The organism is Mesorhizobium loti (genome assembly GCF_003148495.1).
GTDB lineage: Bacteria > Pseudomonadota > Alphaproteobacteria > Rhizobiales > Rhizobiaceae > Mesorhizobium > Mesorhizobium loti.
In genome coordinates this window covers 269,063-285,661 of the sequence record NZ_QGGH01000001.1, presented here as the reverse complement: position 1 = coordinate 285,661, position 16,599 = coordinate 269,063, and the positions used below count along the sequence as shown (strand labels likewise).

Here is a 16,599-nt window from a genome sequence, read left to right as displayed (position 1 = left end):
AGAAACTGGCCCAGCTTTTGCTTGTCAAGGCAATTGCTAGCAAAACCCGCTTACCGGAGCGTTATCTCGGAGTAAAATCGAGGAAAAAGAGCCGGGCGAACCGCAAAAATCGTGTCAGGAAACAAATTTCACGCTCAGAGCAATTCCAGGAAAAGTGAGAGACGGTTTTCCCGGGAAAAGCGCATAGCGCTTTCCCTTGGGAATTGCGTCAAGACGAAAAGACAGAGCGGTTTGGCGTTTCCGTTAAACGACGAACCGCTCAGAGCGTAAAACCCTCGCCGAGGTAAAGCCGCCGCACATCCGGGTTTGCCACCACTTCGTCGGCCCTTCCATGGGTCAACACCTGGCCGGCATGGATAATGTAGGCGCGGTCGATCAGGCCAAGCGTTTCGCGCACATTGTGATCGGTGATGAGCACGCCGATGCCCCGCGCCGTCAAGTGGCGCACCAATTGCTGGATGTCGGCGACGGCGATCGGATCAATGCCGGCAAAAGGCTCGTCGAGCAGCATGTAGGCCGGACGCGTCGCCAGCGCACGCGCGATTTCCAGGCGTCGCCGCTCGCCGCCGGAAAGCGACATGGATGGCGCCTTGCGAAGATGGCTGATGTGGAATTCCTCGAGCAGTTCGTCGAGATTGCGCTCGCGCACCTTGCGGTCCTTTTCGACCACTTCCAGCACGGCACGGATATTCTGCTCGACATTGAGGCCACGGAAAATCGACGCTTCCTGCGGCAGATAGCCGATACCGAGGCGTGCGCGACGGTACATCGGCATCGAGGTGACATCGAAGCCGTCGATCTCGATCGTGCCTTCATCCACCGGCACCAGGCCGGTAACCATGTAGAAACAGGTCGTCTTGCCGGCGCCATTGGGGCCAAGCAATCCGACGGCCTCGCCGGCACGCACGCCGATGGTGACACCGCTGACGACCTTGCGGCCCTTGTAGCTCTTGGTCAAACCCTTGGCGATCAGGGTTCCCTTGAACTTTCCCGCATCGACGGTCACCGTGGCCGGCGCCGAAATCTTGCCGGCGGCCCGTCCCGGAAGACGCGCCGTCAGCGACGACAGGCTGGCCATCAGGGGTTCGTCGCTCCCGATTTCGGCGGCGGCGTGATCGACATCTGGACGCGTTGCCCAGCGCATGGATCAACCTGGGCCAGCCCGGTTTTCATCTGCACGACGAGCTTGCAGCCGACCAAGACGTTGTCGTTCTGCGACAGAACGACCTTTTTGCCCGAAAGCACCAGCACCTGGCTCTTCATATCGAAGCTGCCTTGATCGCCGGTCGCGACCTGCGCATCCGACTTGATGTAAACCTTGTCGGAAATCTCCAGGTGATCGATGTTGGCCGAGCCGGTCATGGCTGCCGCGCCAGCTGCTTCCGCGCCCTTGGCGCCGGCGTTGGGGTCCTTGACGTAATAGACCATCATCTTGCCGGCCTTCATCAATGTCGGCCCCTGGACGACGCTGACATTGCCCGTGAAGATGGCGACACTGTCGGCTTGGCGGACCTCCAGCTTGTCGCTCTCGATCTGGATCGGCTTGTCGCCGGACAGTTTGAGGCCTGATTGGCTGGTGGTCTGCGCCAATGACGGCACAAGTCCGAGCAGCAGCAACGCTGAAGTTGCAGCCGCGAGCCGCGTCGAACTACTGAGCCGCATTGGTTTCTCCGCTGTTTCCCTCTGCCGTCTTCAAGGCGGCGGAATCGATGTTGACGCGCACTTTGTTCTCGAAGACCAGAATCTTGCCATTGTCCTGGACCGACATCGAATCCGCCGTGATCCGCGACCCGCCACGGCTGACATCGACGGGATCTCCCGTCTTCATAGTGCCTTTGCCCATGTCGAGGAAGACCGATTTGAACTTGGCCTGCATGCCGTCGGTTGTGGTGATCGTCACGTCGCTGGTCAGGTTCATCGTATTGCCGTCGCGATCGTAGGTGCCGTGCGAGGCCTTGACCGCCGCCACATTGTCGGGCGCGATCGGCACCTTGGCGTCGATGCCTTCCAGTTCGATGATACCTTGCGTGCTGACATCCTGAATGGCGCGCAACGCCGTCATCGAATAGGGCTGTTTCTGCTTGGTGAAACCGTTGAGCTTGGGATTGGCCATCACCAGCTTGCCGTTGGAAAAGGCGGTGCCTTCCGCCTGAACCTTCACGGAGACGGGTGCGGCCAGATAGGAATAGACCGGGAAAGCGATGGCGATCAGGGCCGCAGCCAGTGGCACGGCAAACTTGAGAATGCGCACACGGCGCGAATGACGTTGCGCGCGGTCGAACGCGTCGCCACGCGTCCGGCCGTCCGCCTGGGGGACCAACTCCATCTCGGCGCTGGTCGGTTCATTCGGTCGCGCTAACATTCACTGCTTTCTTCTAAACCCCTGCCCACCCGGGAGCACCGCCTATAGGTGGGACGCCGGCGCCTTCAAGCAAGCACAAGCCCAGGAAAACTGCAAAAATGTGACAGCCGCATTTGTACAGATGAAACCCAGATCCGCACAACTGCCCGTTCTTCATAGCAGAAACAGACACGCGGGGTAAAATTTATCGGCTGTCTGTCTCGCCGCCCGACCTCGCGGTGACTGCGCAAATACGTGAGGGGAGATGTCGGATGCCCGCCTGGCCGGCCCGGTCGATCGTGTATGCGGCATGGCTATCTCGACCATCCGCGCCGATTGTCCCATCGTGTGGGAAGGAGGTAGTGTCTCAGTTTGAAATTTGAAACCAGACAAGCGCGTTGGCCGGCGACTTGATGTTGGCAAGGCGCATGGTGCCAAACGGCGTTGCCGATCACGTCGGCGGGGCGCTTTCTGGCCTTGGATCCGGTCAGCGTCAGGCCACCTTCCGCTGTATGAGACCAACCAGAACGGTGCGCATTCCCGAATACGATGGGCTGCCAATTTTCACTTCCCAATCAGTGTTGCGTTTCCGAGGGTGCTTCGCGTTACGCAACGCTTCGCGGAATGTGTTCGGGTCGACGCCTACAGTTCGAGCCATATCTTCGGCGGTTGTGTGTTTGGCGATCATGACGTCTCCTATGCCTTTTGCCGATATATAGGGCGTTTGCACAACTCGGCCAAGAATCGGGCGTTTCCGCAAATTTCAAACACTGCCGGGAAAGAGAACTGCTTCCAGATGGGAGGATCATGGTCTAAAAGCGTCTCCTCCCGCCGACTGAAAGGCTGACCATGGCACTGAGAGCCGACGACCTGATCGACCGCCGCCGTTTGCGGCGCAAGCTGACATTCTGGCGCGTCGTCGCCATCGGCATCGTTGCCCTTGGGGTGATTGCGCTTTCAGCCTGGTTCTACAACGGCGATTTCGGCGGCTCGACGGTCGACCATATCGCCAAGGTCAAGATCGAAGGCACGATCACCGAGGACGAGGAACTGATCAAGCGGCTGGAAACCATCCGCCTGTCGTCGAAGGTGAAAGCCGTGATCCTGTCGATCGATTCGCCTGGGGGCACCACGGTCGGCGGTGAATCGATCTACGAAGAGGTGCGCAAGCTGGCTGCCGACAAGCCGGTGGTGGCGGAAGTCGGCACGCTAGCCGCATCGGCGGGCTATATGATCGCCAGTGCCGCCGATCACATCGTCGCACGCAAGACCTCGATCGTCGGCTCAATCGGCGTGCTGATCCAGTATCCCGACGTCAGCGGCCTGATGGACAAGCTCGGCGTCAAGCTGGAGGAAGTGAAATCCTCGCCACTGAAGGCCGCACCCTCTCCCTTCAAGCCGACCAATGACGACGAGCGCGCTATGGTCCGCAAGCTTATCCTCGACAGCTACGACTGGTTCGTCGGCATCGTTGCCGAACGCCGCAAGATGACCCGCGAGCAAGCGCTGGCGCTTGCCGACGGCTCGATCTTCACCGGTCGCCAGGGTGTCGCCAACGGACTGATCGACGCCGTCGGCGGCGAGACCGAAGCGGTCGACTGGCTGGCGACCAAGGGCGTCGATGCCAAACTCAAGGTCGTCGAATGGAAGGACACTGAACGGGGCGGCGGCTTCCTGTTCTCCAAAGCGATGGCGCAAACGATCGGCAGTGCGCTCGGCCTGCCGGCCTACAGCGGCGACATCATCCATGAACTCGGTGCCGACCGCTTGTTTCTTGACGGTCTCGTTTCCGTCTGGCACCCTTGAGCTGCCGTTTGGGGCAAGTGAAAAAAGCAAATAAAATCATCCTCATAATTTTGACCGCACTGCTTTCACGGGGACCCGTCTCATGATCAAGTCCGAACTTGTGCAGATTATTGCCACGCGCAATCCGCATCTTTTCCTGCGCGACGTCGAAAACATCGTCGGCGCGATCTTCGATGAAATCACCGACGCCCTTGCCGAGGGCAACCGGGTCGAACTGCGTGGCTTCGGCGCTTTTTCGGTGAAAAACCGTCCCGCCCGCACCGGCCGCAATCCGCGCACCGGCGAATCCGTCGAGGTCGAGGAGAAATGGGTGCCGTTCTTCAAGACCGGCAAGGAATTGCGTGAAAGGCTGAACGGCGGCAAGTAGGCGCGTCAGCGCCAGACGGCCTTCCGGACAGGCCAGCTTCCGACGGAAAACATCATGTTCAATCGCTTCATTCTCATCGTGATCTTCGTGCCGTTGGCGATCATCCTGATCGCACTCGCCGTTGCCAACCGCGAACTGGTCGCCTTCACGCTGGATCCGTTCAACCCTGGCAATCCGAAGCTGACGCTGACTTTGCCGCTGTTCATCTTCCTGTTCCTGGCGCTCGCCATCGGCATGATCGTCGGCAGCCTGGCAACCTGGGTCAAGCAGGGCCGCTACCGCAAGCTGGCGCGCCAGCGCGGCGTCGAGGCCGAGAACCTGCGCCAGGCGGTCAGCCGTGCGCCGGCGGCACCGCAAAGCCCGGCCCAGGGGTCGACCCAAAGGTCCGCCCAAGGATCGGCATTGCCGAAGCCGACCACTTGAACCGCCGGTCGGCGGCTTTGTCCCCACGGAGTTTTTCATGCTGACCATTTCGGCCGCAGAGGTCGACCATGCGCTGACCTTTCCCGGACTGGTCGAGACGCTGCGCACGGCGTTTCGCGACGGAGCGGTGCAGCCGGTCAGGCACCATCATACGATCGAGCGGCCCGATGGTGCGGCCTCCACCCTGCTTTTGATGCCGGCCTGGACCGACCTCAACGCAGCCGGCACGTCGGCTGGTGGTCACGTCGGTGTCAAGATCGTCACCGTCTCTCCCGACAACAACGCCATCGGCAAGCCCGCGGTGATGGGGCTCTACCTCCTGCTCAATGGCGCCACCGGCGAACCCGAGGCCTTGATCGACGGCCAGCGGCTGACCCAGTGGCGCACGGCCTGCGCTTCGGCGCTCGCGGCCTCCTATCTCGCCCGCGACGATGCCTCGCGGCTGCTTGTGGTCGGCGCCGGCGCGCTGTCACCCTTCCTCGCCAAGGCGCACTCAGCCATGCGGCCGATCAGGACCATCCGCATCTGGAACCGCACCCCGGCCAATGCCGAGAAGGTCGCCGCCGATCTGCGCACCGAAGGCTTCGCTGCCAGCGCGGCAAGTGATCTCGATGCCGAGCTTGGGCGGGCCGACATCGTCTCCTCGGCGACGATCACGACGACGCCGCTGATCAAGGGCGCATTGTTGCGGCCGGGAACCCATGTCGATCTGGTCGGCGGCTTTACGCCGACGATGCGCGAAAGCGATGACGACGCGATCAGGCTCGCCCGCGTCTATGTCGACACCCGCGCCGGCGCCACCAAGGAGGCTGGCGACATCGTCCAGCCACTGGCCTCCGGCGTGCTGAAGCCGGAAGCCATCGTTGCCGATCTGCACGAATTGGCGCGCGGCCAGAAGAAGGGCCGCGAGAGCGCCGCTGAGATTACGCTGTTCAAGTCGGTCGGCGCAGCGCTCGAGGACCTTGCCGCCGGCATTGCCGTCTATAAGGCGCGCACGGCCTAGTTTGCTGTTGCGCCCATTTTGGCGCCCATCGCCTCGGCGATCGCACGAAAATCGTGATCCCCGATTTCGAAAAGGCCAAAGCGAAGCTGATAGCCCCAGTTCGACTTGCCGGCGGTGAAGTGCAGCCTGTCGAGCAGCGGCTTGATCGGCGTTTCCTCGGCCTTCGCCCACTCGACATCGCGGCGAAACGGCGTGAAGCCGCCACCCATATCACCCTGACAGGGTTCGCCTTCCCGCACCGTGCCGATCGCCGTGAAGGCCTGCAGTCCGTCTTTCTCGCCCAAAATGGTGGTCGCCGAATAATAGATGATGCCATCGCCAGGCTTGACGCGACGCAGTGGTGCCGCCTTGCCGTGGTTGACCTGCATGAAGCCGCCCTGACGGCCGCGCCGGACGTGCTCGGCCGACGCCACTGCGATCCAGTGTGCACTCATTTCTGTTCCCCATTGGCTTGTTCGCCGTCGGACAGCCAGTAGATGCGCAGGCGATGATTGTCTGGATCGAGCGCGACAAAAGTGCGGCCGAAATCCATGTCGGTCGGCGTCTGCAGGATCTTCAGCCCGCGCCCGGACCAATCCGCATGGGTGGCATCGACCGCATCGGGCGTATCCAGCGCAAAGACGATTTCGGCGCCGCCACCTGCCGCCGCAGCCGCCGGCTCGACCGTGTGACGCGACCAGAGGCCGAGCTTGAAGCCGTTGTCGAGAACGAACAGCACGAAGGTCGGCGAACTTTCGACCGGCTCACGGCCGAGCAGCGCGCTGTAGAAGGCACCGCTCTGCTGCGGCTGGTCGACGTAGAGGATGACGAAATTCGGGGCGGTCATGTCTGCTCTCCAAGGTTCAGTGTTTCGACTTGGCGACCATAGGATAGGATACTGTCAGATTCTGGCAGTAGCAATCACGACCCACGCGGCTTGTCGAGCGTCGCCCGCCATTCCTTGAGCAGCGCCTGGCGACGACGCGGATAGCGCGTGTCTGTCGCTTGGAGCTCGGCGATCCGATCGGCGCGAAAATGGCGGAAATCCTGCCGCAGCTCACACCACGCCACCACCACCCGCACCTTGTCGAAGAAGCTCAGCGCGAACGGCCAGACCACACGTTCGGACGCGGCGCCGCCGGCGTCGCGGTAGAGAAAGCCGAGCTTGCGTTCGTTGCGGATGGCCTGCCGCACGAGACCAAGATCGATGCCCTCGATGGCCGCGGCGGGAGGCCCGACCAGCAGTGTGCTCGCGTCGAGATCCTCGCGCAGATCGTCCGGCAGCACGGCGGCGATCTTGGCCAGCGCGTTCGCGGCGGCGGCCGAGAGGCGCTGGTCCGGCTGCTTGGCGACCCAGCGCGAGCCGAGCACGATGGCTTCGATCTCCTCGTCGCTGAACATCAGCGGCGGCAGCATGAAGCCGGGCTTGAGCACATAACCCAGCCCCGCCTCGCCCTCGATCGGCGCGCCTTGCCCCTGCAGCGTGGCGATGTCGCGATAGAGCGTGCGGATCGAAACGCCCATCTCGTCGGCAAGCGTGTGCCCGCTCACCGGCCGGCGATGCCGGCGCAGGCATTGGATGAGGTCGAGCAGGCGTTCGGAGCGGGACATCCAGCAGATTTGCCTGTTTCTTTGACATTGGTCCATCGCCCGCCGACATAAACCGGGAAGGCCTACATGTCGGACTTGGTTGCGAAGCCGGTTGCCCTATGTCAAAAGCGGCCACGCCGCTCGGAGTTGCCCCCGCTTGAAGTCTTTTCGCGACAAACGCCGCGACAACCGTCCGCATCCATCCGCAAAGGGTGCGGCGGACGCGTCACGTCCGCGCACCGGACCCGTTCCCGCCAGACCGGACGCGCAACCGCGCGAGCGGCATGAGGCGAAGGTGGACGATCGTTCCGAACCGAAATCGGTGCCGCGCATCCTGGCCCGCCGCGAAGGCGCCCTGCCCAGCGAGCAGCTTCCTGTGATCCTGGAAGTGGCGCCCAATGCCGATTATGCGCTGCTCGACAGCGGCGACGGGCAGAAGCTCGAACAATACGGCCCTTACCGGATCGTGCGGCCCGAGGGCCAGGCGATCTGGCAAAAGGCCTTGCCGGCAAAGGATTGGGAGCGCGCCGACGCCATCTTCACCGGCGACACCGACGAGGAAGGTATCGGCCGCTGGCGTTTCCCCAAGGTGCCGCTCGGCGAGACCTGGCCGATGAAGCATGACGGCATCGACTATCTCGGCCGTTTCACCTCGTTTCGCCATGTTGGCGTCTTTCCCGAGCAGGCCTCGCATTGGGACCATATGGCCGGGCTGATCGCGGCGGCGAAGCGGCCGGTCAAGGTGCTGAACCTGTTCGGCTATACCGGTCTTGCCTCGTTGGTGGCGGCCCGCGCCGGCGCCGAGGTCACCCATGTCGATGCCTCCAAGAAAGCGATCGGCTGGGCCCGTGAAAACCAGGAAATGGCTGGCCTCGGCAGCAAGCCGATCCGCTGGATCGTCGACGACGCGGTGAAATTCGCCGAGCGCGAGGAGCGCCGCGGCAGCCATTATGACATCATCCTGTTCGACCCGCCGGCCTATGGCCGCGGCCCCAAGGGCGAGGTCTGGCAATTGTTCGAGGACCTGCCTGATCTGACCGACCTTTGCCGCGCGATCCTGACGCCGAAGCCACTTGCCGTGGTGCTGACCGCCTATTCGATCCGCGCCTCCTTCTTCGCCATCCATGCCTTGATGCGCGACACCTTTGCCGGCATGGGCGGCAAGATCGAATCGGGTGAGCTGATCATCCGCGAAAAGTCCGCCGGCCGGGCGCTTTCGACCTCATTGTTTTCGCGTTGGGTGGCCTGAATGCCCGGGAGTCCTGAATGAACGAGCGGCACGCAGGCGCACCTGGGCAGGTGAAGGAAGTCACCAGCCTCGCCAATCCGCTGGTCAAGGACATCAAGGCGCTCGCGCAGAAGAAATTCCGCGACCAGCAGAACGCCTTCATGGCCGAGGGACTGAAGCTGGTCATCGATGCGCTCGATCTCGGCTGGCAGATCAGGACATTGGTTTTCGCCAAGGCCGGGCGGGGCAACGCGGCAGTGGAGAAGGTCGCCGCACGCACGGTTGCCGCCGGCGGCATGGTGCTGGAAGTGTCGGAAAAGGTGCTGGTCGCCATCACCCGCCGCGACAATCCGCAAATGGTGGTCGGCGTCTTTTCGCAAAAGTTCCTGGCCTTGAAGGATGTCCGCGCTGACAATGGCGACGTCTGGGTGGCGCTCGACCGGGTGCGCGATCCCGGCAATCTCGGCACCGTCATCCGCACCATCGATGCCGTCGGCGCCAAGGGCGTTATCCTGGTCGGTGACACCACCGATCCTTTTTCGGTGGAGACGGTGCGCGCCACCATGGGTTCGATCTTTGCCGTACCGGTGGCCAAGGCGACGACCGAGGCTTTCCTTGCCTGGCGAGGCGGGTTTTCTGGCCTGGTCGCCGGCACCCACCTGAAAGGCGCCGTCGACTATCGCTCGGTCGATTTTTCCCGCGGGCCCGTGCTGCTGATGATGGGCAACGAGCAGCAGGGCCTGCCCGAAAGCCTGGCGGCGAGTTGCGACAGGCTGCTCAGGATTCCGCAAGCTGGCCGCGCCGATTCGCTCAATCTGGCCGTTGCCACCGGCATCATGCTGTTCGAGATCCGGCGCGGCGCGCTGAAGCTCGAACCAATCGTGGATCAGCAATGAAGGTTGCCTGCCTGTGAGATCATGGTCTCCCTACGCACTGCTCGTCGTCGCGGCCATCGCGCTTGACCAGTGGATAAAACACCTGGTCGAGACTGGTCTCGCCTTTCAGGAAAAGCTCGATCTGGTACCCTTCCTGGCGCTGTTTCGCACCTACAACACCGGCATCGCCTTCTCGATGTTCTCGTCCTTCGGCGACACCGGGCTGATCGTCATTTCGCTTGCGGTCGTTGCCTTCGTGCTGTTCCTGGCGACACGGATCGCACCGTCCCAGATCCTTGCCCGCACCGGCTTTGCGCTGATCGTCGGCGGCGCGCTCGGCAATCTGATCGACCGCGCCGTCTACGGCCACGTCATCGACTACATCCTGTTCCACACGCCGGTCTGGTCCTTCGCCGTCTTCAACCTTGCCGACGCCTTCATCTCGGTGGGTGCGGCACTGGTCGTCTTCGATGAACTGTTCGGCTGGCGGCGCGAGCCCAAGCCTTCAAACGCCAAGTCCTCCAAAGATTGACCCCGCGCGGCCATCGCCGCACAGTTCATGTCGCCAAACAAGATCGCGGAGAAAGAGATGTCCGAAACCTTCAAAGCCATCCTCGTTTCGCGTGACACCGAGAAAAAGCAGTCGGTAACCGTAACCGATCTCACCGACGCCGACCTGATGGAAGGCGATGTCACCGTCGCGGTCGAGGCGACGACGGTGAACTACAAGGATGGTCTGGCGATCACAGGCAAGGCGCCGGTGATCCGCCGCTGGCCGCTGGTGCCGGGCATCGATTTCGCCGGCACCGTCATCTCGTCTTCCCATCCCGACTGGCGCGCTGGCGACAAAGTCATCCTGAACGGCTGGGGCGTCGGCGAAACCCATTTCGGGGCCTACGCCGGCCGCGCCCGTGTCAAGGGCGACTGGCTGGTGCCGCTCCCCGATGGCATCAGCCCGCATGACGCGATGGCCGTCGGCACCGCAGGCTACACCGCGATGCTCTGCGTCATGGCCCTGGAGCGCCACGGCATCCTGCCCGATCGCGGCCCGGTGGTGGTGACAGGGGCGGCCGGCGGCGTCGGCTCGGTCGCGGTCTCGATCCTGTCCAGCCTCGGCTACCATGTCATTGCCTCCACCGGCCGCAATGCCGAAAGCCCCTATTTGATCAACCTTGGCGCCGCCGAAGTGATATCGCGCGACGAGCTTGCCCAGCCGGCCAAGCCGCTGGCCAAGGAGCGCTGGGCTGGCGGCGTCGACGCCGTCGGTAGCCACACGCTGGCCAATGTGCTCTCGATGACCTCCTATGGCGGCGCGGTCGCCGCCTGCGGCTTGGCTGGCGGCATGGACCTGCCGACGAGCGTCGCCCCCTTCATCCTGCGCGGCGTCTCATTGCTGGGCATCGATTCGGTGATGGCGCCGAAGGCAGTCCGGCTCGAGGCATGGCGCCGCATCGGCACCGAGCTCGATCTGCAGAAGCTCGCCAGCCTGTCCAGGACCATCGGTTTTGACGGCATCATCGATGCCGCGCGCGACATCGTCGACGGCAAGATCCGCGGGCGCGTCGTCGTGGACATGTGAGCCGCTCGACTGCCGGAGAAGGCGGACGGATATCGCCATGTCCGGTGGCAAATCCGCAGCTGCTTCGGCAAAAAGCGTTCATCCGCTAAAATTCGAACGATCCGCCGCAATTTTCCATAATCTCTGTCTGGCAAGGATTTCCCATGATCGCGGAATCCGGCAGCCAACAGGCGGACACTGGCGACGACGTCGATGCGGCGCCGACGTCGACGCGGCGCTTTGTCGCCGCGCCGTCGCTGGTGCCCGAGCCGGAATTCTCCAGGCGCGAAGGCCTGCCCTTTCTGACATTCGTCGCCATCGTGGTGGTGGCCGGCCTGGCGCATCTGACCGGGGCACCCATCTTCATCAGCATCGCATTGCTGGCAACCGGCCTTGCCGGCCTTGCCGTGCATCTGCGCGCCAGGCGGAGCGAACACCGCACCGCCGCCCTTCTTGACGAAACCACTGCTCGCAGCCGCGCCGAGATCGAGACGCTGGCCGACCGCATGTGGGAAATGCAGGAGAGCGATGAGCGCTTTCGCGGCCTGATCGACGCGCTTGGTGATCTCGTCATCCATCGCGACCGCGATGGCTATATCGTCTATGCCAACAAGGTCTTCGCCGATCTGGTCGAAATCGATCAACGCGACCTTGCCGGCAAGACCCTGGCGGAACTCGGCATCGAAGTCGGTATCGTTCCCGATGCCGCCTTTTCCGACCATGAGTGCCTGAGTTCCACCGATGTCGCCATCAGTACGCCGAGCGGCCCGCGTTGGTTCTCGTGGATCGAACTGTCGGTACGTGACAAGGACAGCGATGCTGTTTCGCATCGCGCGATCGCTCGCGACATCACCGCCCGCAAACGCGCCGAATCCTCGCTGATCACCGCACGCGAGCGGGCTGAATATGCCAGCCAGGCCAAATCACGCTTCCTCGCCACCGTCAGCCATGAAATTCGCACGCCGATGAACGGCATCATGGGCATGGCCAGGCTGCTGGCCGACACCAGCCTGTCGCCGGAGCAGCAGACCTATGTCGGCGCCGTCTCGACCTCGGCCAGCGCATTGCTTGCCCTGATCGAGGATCTTCTCGACTACTCCAAGATCGAAGCCGGGCGCTTCGACCCGGAGCCGCAGCCGATGTCGGTGCGCGAGATCGCCGACAACATCACCGAATTGCTGGCCGCGCGCGCCTTCGCCAAGGGTATCGGGCTGGGCTGCCATGTCGAACCCGACGTGCCGCAGTTGATCACCGCCGATCCGGGCAAGGTCAGGCAGGTGCTGCTCAACCTTATCGGCAACGCCATCAAATTCACCGACAGCGGCGGCGTGTTGGTGAGCATCGCACGCGCGCGCACCGAAACCAGCGACCGCGTATGCTTCACCATCGCCGATACCGGTCCGGGCCTGCATGATGAGGACCTGGATCGCATTTTCGAGGAGTTCGAGCAGGCCGACGGCACGTCGACGCGCACGCATGGCGGGGCCGGCCTCGGCCTTGCCATCTCCAGGCGCCTGGTGGCCGCCATGGGCGGCACGATCTCGGTATCCAGCCGGCTCGGCCAGGGATCCGAGTTCGTCTTCGAAATCCCGGCGATAGCAGCCACCGAAGCGCCGCAGGGCCGCCAGAACGCGCTCTTGGGCAGGCGCGCGGTGATCCTGTCGAAAAACGCCGTCGAGGCCGACGCCATCGCCCGCACCATCCGCGCCAATGGCGGCGCGGTCGACGTCGCAACCGCCGCCGCACAGGCCGCACCCTTCGCCGCCGGCTGCGATGTGATTCTGGTCGATGCGGCCATGGAAGAAAGCGATGGAAGGCTGCTCAAACGCCTGCGCCAGAGCGGTTTCTCCGACTGCGAGGCCATCACGCTGATAGCGCCGACCGACCGCGGCATGCTCGGCGAGTTCCGCGCCAGTGGCTACGCAACCTTCCTGGCCAGGCCGGTGCGTGGCGGAACGCTTCTGCGTGTGCTGTTGAGCAGCCATGCCGCCAGCCTAGCCCAGCCGCAGCCCGAAAAGCGCGGCGCACCGACGATGCGCGCCGTCGGCAACCGCCAGCGGGGCCTGTCGGTGCTGATCGCCGAGGACAATGACATCAACGCCATGCTGGCCCGCGCCACGCTGTTGAAGGCCGGGCATCGCGTCAAGGTGGTCGGCAATGGCAAGGCCGCCGTCGAGGCTGTCACCGGCGCCGGTCACAGGGACCGCTTCGACGTGGTTTTGATGGATCTGCATATGCCGGTCATGGACGGGCTGGACGCGATTGCCGCCATCCGCCGCCATGAGGAAGAGACCGCCGTGTCGCCGGTGCCGATCATGGTGCTGTCTGCCGACAGCCAGGAAAAAACCCGCCATACGGTGTTGGCCCATGGCGCCAGCGGCTTTGTCACCAAGCCGCTCGACCCTCAGGCGCTGGTCAATGCCGTAGAGGGACAGGTCGTCGCGGCCTGAGCTTCCACCGCCCATTTCGCGCCGCGCGATCGCTTAAACGTAGCCGGTTGATCGTATTCGCCAGCCGACGAAGTATTGCCCACAACGGCGTATCACGGTACTGTCACAATCCTGTTGCACCTACACCGTATCCCCGTGCCAAGAGGGATGGCTCGAAGGAGAATCACTCGTGCATACAGTTATGCCGGAATGTGACACTCGGCCGAACGCCAGCAGCGCCTTGCTTGCCGGACGTAACGTCGATTCCGTCATAAAGGGCGCGGCACTGGGCCGTATAGGCAATCTTGAAGTGCGGCTCGCTCGCAACGAGGCCGAGATCGCGGCCGCGCAGGAAGTGCGCTACCGGGTGTTCTACGACGAACTTGGCGCCAAGAAGGACCTGTTCCGGGCCCATGACCGCCGTGACGCTGACCGGTTCGATCCGCTCTGCGACCATCTGCTGGTTTTGGACACCACGCTTTCCGGTCCCGAACATCGCCGCATCGTCGGCACGTATCGGCTGCTGCGGCAAGAAATCGCGGCCACGGCCGGAGGGTTCTATTCGGAAGGTGAATTTGAGCTGACCAAGCTCATAGCCCGTCACCCCGGCCAGCGTTTTCTCGAGCTCGGCCGCTCCTGCGTTTTGCCGGAATACCGCTCGAAGCGCACCATCGAGGCGCTGTGGCAAGGCATCTGGGCCTATATCAACCATTACGAAATCGGCGTGATGACCGGCTGCGCGTCCTTTCACGGCACCGTGCCGGCAGCGCACGCGGAGGCGCTCACCTACCTCGCCCACCACTGCCGGACGAATTCGGCCTGGGACGTGCGCGCCGTGTCCGGGCGCTACTGCTCGATGGATCTGATGCCGATCGAGGCCGTCAATACCAAGGCGGCGATCGCTGCGATGCCGCCTTTGGTCAAGGGCTACCTGCGCGTCGGTGCCCGCATCGGTGACGGCTGCGTCATCGACCGCGAATTCTCGACGGTCGACGTCTTCGTCGTCATGCCGGTCAAGGAAATCGGAGCCCGCTACGTCAACTATTATGGCGGGGAAGCCCAGCGCTTCGCTGCCTGACGCTAGCGAATAGCGAGGAGTTACGCCGCAATCCTGCGGACTGCTATTCGCTATTCCCTATTCGCTTCCTTTTCACGGGATATCTTCCGGCCGCCGGCCGGGTCGGCTCTTGTAGGACGGAAACGACCAGCCGAATTTGAGCGCGCCGCCACGCACAAAGAACGCCGCCGCAAAACCGGCGAGGTCCGAGGCGAGCGGCGGCAGTCCGGCAAAATCGCCAAGTGTGTAGAGGCCGGCACCCGCAAGGGCTGCTGTGACGTAGATTTCGGGCCTGAGCAGCACCGATGGCTCGCCGGCAAGGAGGTCGCGCAGAATGCCGCCGAAAGTGGCGGTAAGCACACCGGTGACGACGGAGACGACCGGCGAACCGGTAATCGCAAGTCCCTTGGCTGCGCCCATCACCGAAAAGGCGGCGAGCCCGATGGCGTCGAGCCAGAGCAGCCATTTCCAGCGCGATTCGACACGGTGCGCGCTGAAGAAGACCAGCACCGCAACCGCGGCGCAGATCAGCACATAGCCGGAATTGGCGACCCAGAAAACCGGCAGGTTGAGGATGACGTCGCGAAGCGTGCCGCCGCCTATCCCGGTGACGCTGGCTAGGAACAGGAAGCCGATAATGTCGAGTTGCTTGCGCGAAGCCGCAAGCGCCCCGGTCGCCGCGAAGACGGCGACACCGGCATAATCGAGAAGCGCGATGGGGTTCATGGCAGGCCAGGGGAGTAAGGGAATGGGGCAGTAAGGCAGTATGCTTAGCACGAAGCCGCACCCTTGGTGCGACTCCCCTTTTCCCTATTGCCCTACTGCCCTACCGCCTTACTCCCCTACTGCCCTAATCATGCATCCTTCTCAGCCTGTTCGTTCACCGGCCCCGGCTCGACCGGCGCTTCGGCGGTGGCAAGTTTCGGACCGCCCTTGGCGACGCCAACCATGGCGGGGCGCAGCACGCGGTCGCCGATCGAATAGCCCGGCTGCATAACCTGGACCACGGTATTGGCCGGAACGTCCGGATTGGGCACTTCGAACATCGCCTGGTGGAAATTGGGATCGAACTTCTCGCCTTCGGGCGCGAGCTTCTTGACCCCGTGCCGTTCCAGCGCCGACAGCATGGCGCGCTCGGTCAAGTCGACGCCTTCGATCAGCGCCTTGAAGCCGGCGTCACCAGACGCCTTGGCCTCGGCGGGAATCGCGTCCAGCGCGCGGCGCAGATTGTCCGACACCGACAGCATGTCGCGAGCGAAATTCGCGACCGCGTAGGTGCGCGCGTCGTGCACGTCGCGCGCCGTGCGGCGACGCAAGTTTTCCATCTCGGCCGCCACGCGAAGCGCGCGGTCCTTCAGTTCTTCATTTTCCTTCAGCAGCCGCACAAGGGCTTCATAGTCGCCGTCGATGCTGCCTTCCGTGCGCTCGGCAGTGGCCTCGGTTGCCTCGACTTCATCGGGCGCGCGTTCGTCTTTTGCCTGGTCGCTCATCGCCGTTTCCCGTCAATCTCGAATGGTGTGGATTTTGTGCTCGATATCGAGGTTTGGCGGCCAAAAATCAAGGGGTAAGCGATTGTGGAGGCGATCAGCCAGGGCTGGAAACGACAGGCAAGACATTTCGATTTAATTCAAATTTTACCCTAACCGCCGGCTTTGCTTGCCACAAAGGCGTGATGGGGGAACCATTCCCTTGCTGGAGGAGTTTCGAAACCGACACAGGATTTTGAGATGATGAGCCGCAACAAGGGTGAAAAGGTAGAAAGGCTGGCCGCCGAGGTCAGACGCCAGTTCGGCGCCGAGACGGTGACGCGCTTTCTGCGCACCTTGCCGGCCTTCCGCACCGAGGCCGACCTTCCCGACCGCTTCAGAGAGCTACTCGACCGCCTGGACGGCGCGGAGGGCGGTGACGTCGGCTTGCGCCGACGGTGACGCGCCGACCAATCT

20 protein-coding genes are annotated in these 16,599 nt (G+C 63.2%); 11 read left to right on the top strand and 9 right to left on the bottom strand.

What is annotated here, in order from left to right:
- Positions 1–259 precede the first annotated feature (259 nt).
- From lptB to C8D77_RS37250, 4 genes are all read right to left on the bottom strand, one after another.
- Positions 260–1,078: an LPS export ABC transporter ATP-binding protein gene (gene lptB, locus C8D77_RS01570; RefSeq protein ID WP_056594977.1), complete on the bottom strand. Its 819-nt coding sequence runs from the start codon at positions 1,076–1,078 to the stop codon at positions 260–262.
- The gene (locus C8D77_RS01565) at positions 1,078–1,662 is read right to left on the bottom strand and encodes an LptA/OstA family protein (protein WP_109658845.1); all 585 of its coding nucleotides are present in this window, start codon (positions 1,660–1,662) and stop codon (positions 1,078–1,080) included. Before C8D77_RS01565 ends, lptB begins: the two co-directional genes overlap by 1 nt.
- A complete protein-coding gene (gene lptC, locus C8D77_RS01560) occupies positions 1,649–2,362 on the bottom strand; it encodes an LPS export ABC transporter periplasmic protein LptC (protein WP_109658844.1) in 714 nt (237 codons plus the stop codon). The genes C8D77_RS01565 and lptC overlap by 14 nt, the downstream gene beginning before the upstream one ends.
- A 472-nt stretch (positions 2,363–2,834) precedes the next feature.
- The gene (locus C8D77_RS37250; RefSeq protein ID WP_126070530.1) at positions 2,835–3,029 is read right to left on the bottom strand and encodes a hypothetical protein; all 195 of its coding nucleotides are present in this window, start codon (positions 3,027–3,029) and stop codon (positions 2,835–2,837) included.
- Between the two features lie 161 nt (positions 3,030–3,190).
- On the opposite strand from C8D77_RS37250, the gene sppA reads away from it, so the two are divergent.
- From sppA to lhpI, 4 genes are all read left to right on the top strand, one after another.
- A complete protein-coding gene (gene sppA, locus C8D77_RS01555; protein ID WP_109658843.1) occupies positions 3,191–4,147 on the top strand; it encodes a signal peptide peptidase SppA in 957 nt (318 codons plus the stop codon).
- Between the two features lie 82 nt (positions 4,148–4,229).
- Positions 4,230–4,514: an integration host factor subunit beta gene (locus tag C8D77_RS01550; RefSeq protein WP_006200394.1), complete on the top strand. Its 285-nt coding sequence runs from the start codon at positions 4,230–4,232 to the stop codon at positions 4,512–4,514.
- A 54-nt stretch (positions 4,515–4,568) separates the two neighbouring features.
- Complete coding sequence (locus tag C8D77_RS01545) at positions 4,569–4,937, top strand: LapA family protein (protein WP_109658842.1); 369 nt, start codon at positions 4,569–4,571, stop codon at positions 4,935–4,937.
- Between the two features lie 37 nt (positions 4,938–4,974).
- Entirely contained in the window at positions 4,975–5,940 is a 966-nt protein-coding gene (gene lhpI / locus C8D77_RS01540; RefSeq protein WP_109658841.1) for a bifunctional Delta(1)-pyrroline-2-carboxylate/Delta(1)-piperideine-2-carboxylate reductase, read from the top strand.
- On the opposite strand, the gene C8D77_RS01535 is transcribed toward lhpI, so the two are convergent.
- From C8D77_RS01535 to C8D77_RS01525, 3 genes are all read right to left on the bottom strand, one after another.
- Complete coding sequence (locus C8D77_RS01535) at positions 5,937–6,374, bottom strand: EVE domain-containing protein (protein ID WP_109658840.1); 438 nt, start codon at positions 6,372–6,374, stop codon at positions 5,937–5,939. The two genes, lhpI and C8D77_RS01535, sit on opposite strands and share 4 nt — an antisense overlap.
- Complete coding sequence (locus C8D77_RS01530) at positions 6,371–6,766, bottom strand: VOC family protein (protein ID WP_109658839.1); 396 nt, start codon at positions 6,764–6,766, stop codon at positions 6,371–6,373. The genes C8D77_RS01535 and C8D77_RS01530 overlap by 4 nt, the downstream gene beginning before the upstream one ends.
- Before the next feature lie 74 nt (positions 6,767–6,840).
- Complete coding sequence (locus C8D77_RS01525) at positions 6,841–7,530, bottom strand: helix-turn-helix transcriptional regulator (RefSeq protein WP_109658838.1); 690 nt, start codon at positions 7,528–7,530, stop codon at positions 6,841–6,843.
- Positions 7,531–7,666: 136 nt separating this feature from the next.
- Between C8D77_RS01525 and C8D77_RS01520 the strand changes: the two genes are divergently transcribed.
- From C8D77_RS01520 to olsB, 6 genes are all read left to right on the top strand, one after another.
- The gene (locus C8D77_RS01520; RefSeq protein ID WP_109658837.1) at positions 7,667–8,758 is read left to right on the top strand and encodes an RsmD family RNA methyltransferase; all 1,092 of its coding nucleotides are present in this window, start codon (positions 7,667–7,669) and stop codon (positions 8,756–8,758) included.
- A gap of 17 nt (positions 8,759–8,775) precedes the next feature.
- A complete protein-coding gene (locus C8D77_RS01515; protein ID WP_109658836.1) occupies positions 8,776–9,633 on the top strand; it encodes a TrmH family RNA methyltransferase in 858 nt (285 codons plus the stop codon).
- 13 nt (positions 9,634–9,646) lie between these two features.
- The gene (gene lspA, locus C8D77_RS01510) at positions 9,647–10,144 is read left to right on the top strand and encodes a signal peptidase II (RefSeq protein ID WP_109658835.1); all 498 of its coding nucleotides are present in this window, start codon (positions 9,647–9,649) and stop codon (positions 10,142–10,144) included.
- Positions 10,145–10,201: 57 nt separating this feature from the next.
- Positions 10,202–11,191, top strand: coding sequence for an acrylyl-CoA reductase (NADPH) (gene acuI, locus C8D77_RS01505; protein ID WP_109661143.1), 990 nt, complete (start codon positions 10,202–10,204; stop codon positions 11,189–11,191).
- A 143-nt stretch (positions 11,192–11,334) separates the two neighbouring features.
- Entirely contained in the window at positions 11,335–13,620 is a 2,286-nt protein-coding gene (locus tag C8D77_RS01500; RefSeq protein ID WP_109658834.1) for a PAS domain-containing hybrid sensor histidine kinase/response regulator, read from the top strand.
- Between the two features lie 181 nt (positions 13,621–13,801).
- A complete protein-coding gene (gene olsB / locus C8D77_RS01495) occupies positions 13,802–14,677 on the top strand; it encodes a l-ornithine N(alpha)-acyltransferase (RefSeq protein ID WP_164548915.1) in 876 nt (291 codons plus the stop codon).
- 72 nt (positions 14,678–14,749) lie between these two features.
- Here the strand turns inward: olsB and C8D77_RS01490 are convergent, their stop codons facing one another.
- Both C8D77_RS01490 and grpE read right to left on the bottom strand, forming a co-directional pair.
- Positions 14,750–15,382, bottom strand: coding sequence for a trimeric intracellular cation channel family protein (locus C8D77_RS01490; RefSeq protein ID WP_109658832.1), 633 nt, complete (start codon positions 15,380–15,382; stop codon positions 14,750–14,752).
- 128 nt (positions 15,383–15,510) lie between these two features.
- Positions 15,511–16,146 carry a nucleotide exchange factor GrpE gene (grpE, locus tag C8D77_RS01485; RefSeq protein ID WP_109658831.1) on the bottom strand — a complete coding sequence of 212 codons (636 nt, stop codon included), beginning with the start codon at positions 16,144–16,146 and terminating at the stop codon, positions 15,511–15,513.
- Positions 16,147–16,383: 237 nt separating this feature from the next.
- Here grpE and C8D77_RS01480 point away from each other — a divergent pair, with 237 nt between their 5' ends.
- Complete coding sequence (locus C8D77_RS01480) at positions 16,384–16,584, top strand: hypothetical protein (protein WP_109658830.1); 201 nt, start codon at positions 16,384–16,386, stop codon at positions 16,582–16,584.
- The last annotated feature ends 15 nt before the right edge of the window (positions 16,585–16,599 follow it).